We start from the raw sequence: 1,433 nt of genomic DNA on the forward strand, positions 1-1,433 counted from the left end.
CGAAATCATAGCTCCAGACGACGTTTCGTTTGCCCGGCATCTTCGGGCGCGGAACTGTGCTGGCAATGGCCCGCCGGCGCTTGCGTTTCGCTGGAACCTGTAGACCTGCATCGGCCCAAATCCTAGAGCAGCGTTCCTTGCCCAACGCCATGCCTTCCCGCGCCAAAAACACCCGAATTCGTCGTGAACCGAAGCGCGGAAACTGGCCAGACAAGCGACGCATTGCATCAACGACTGGCGCATCCTTACCAGGCAATTTGAGATCGTGGTACAGGCCAGAACGCGCGACGTCCAGCAGATCGCATGCCCGACGTTGCGGAACCCCTCTGTTGATTGCGTAGCGTCTGGACAGATTGGCCCACTTTACATTTCTTCTTTCTGATCTGTAACGTTTCTTAACGAAAAAAGACTAAAGATCTACTAAAACATAACAAAGACAAATTAAGGGAATAAATTATGCAAAGGTATCTTTATTTAATTCTTGACTCGTTTCCGACAACGAATGAGGCCATGATAAGTAAAATTTATAAAAATTTGATTCTTAGAAATTATGATCGTGGTGATCTAATTTATAAACAAGGCGAAATTCCGGCAAATTTAATTTTTTTGATAAACGGGTTGCTAATAGGCGAGGTTCAAAGTAAGTTAAAAAAAAATAATCAAAAAGCAATATTGTTTACTCCAAATAAATGGTGTGGTGAAGAGTATTTATTTGAGAAGTTTCCTTTAACACTTAATTTGGTAGCTGAAGTTGAATGTGAAACTGTGCAGATTCCGTTTAGTGTTGTTAGAGAACTTATTTCTTTAGAACCTTCACTGCAAAGTTATTTTCTTTACTCTATTGCAACACAATCTGCTAGGAGAAACTATATAACTTTACGTCGCTTATATTCAAATTCTATTGGCAAGATTTTTTATACACTTCTTTTTTTGATTGAAGTTTGTGTAAATAAACCTCGCTCTACCGCTAAGTCAATTGACTATCACTCAGATACTTTAGCGTTGAATATTTCGCAAGATTGTTTGGCAAGAATTAGTGCGGCAGGACGAACAAATACATCTAATTTGCTTAAGTATCTTGAAGAGTTGGGTCTCCTTAGAACCGGATATAATCTAATTGAGTTTTTTAATTTATCAGCTTGGCTCAACTGTGCATTTAGAGAAGCCAATAGTAGGTATTGGGAAAATAATCTAAATTATGAAGAAGTTGCTCAAAAGCTTAGTTACAAGCCATGTGAATACGAAAGTAGCAAAATTTCAATAAATTCTAGAGTTCTAGAGTATTAGCAAATGCCTCTGTACCTTCGCTTTTAGATTGATGGCCGCAACTTACTTTAGGTGTGGTGCTTCGGAGAAAAGACTCTCAATTTCCGCACACTTTAGTTAAGGTGACCTTCTCCCAAATTAGTACGAAACCAATTTAGAGTCCGCGG

The 1,433-nt window shown here is 39.6% G+C and carries 1 protein-coding gene and 1 pseudogene; one reads left to right on the forward strand and one right to left on the reverse strand.

All coding sequences use genetic code 11. The annotated features are described in order from the left end of the window. Positions 1–223: pseudogene (locus tag EYB48_RS19325) on the reverse strand (IS3 family transposase); the annotation flags it as partial. A 287-nt stretch (positions 224–510) separates the two neighbouring features. Here EYB48_RS19325 and EYB48_RS18955 point away from each other — a divergent pair. Next, on the forward strand, positions 511–1,287 hold the full coding sequence (locus tag EYB48_RS18955) for a Crp/Fnr family transcriptional regulator (protein ID WP_162021935.1): 777 nt from the start codon (positions 511–513) through the stop codon (positions 1,285–1,287). The last annotated feature ends 146 nt before the right edge of the window (positions 1,288–1,433 follow it).

The sequence above is a fragment of the Cognatundibacterium crateris genome (genome assembly GCF_010078235.1).
In the GTDB taxonomy this organism is placed as follows: Bacteria; Pseudomonadota; Gammaproteobacteria; order Burkholderiales; family Burkholderiaceae_D; genus Undibacterium; species Undibacterium crateris.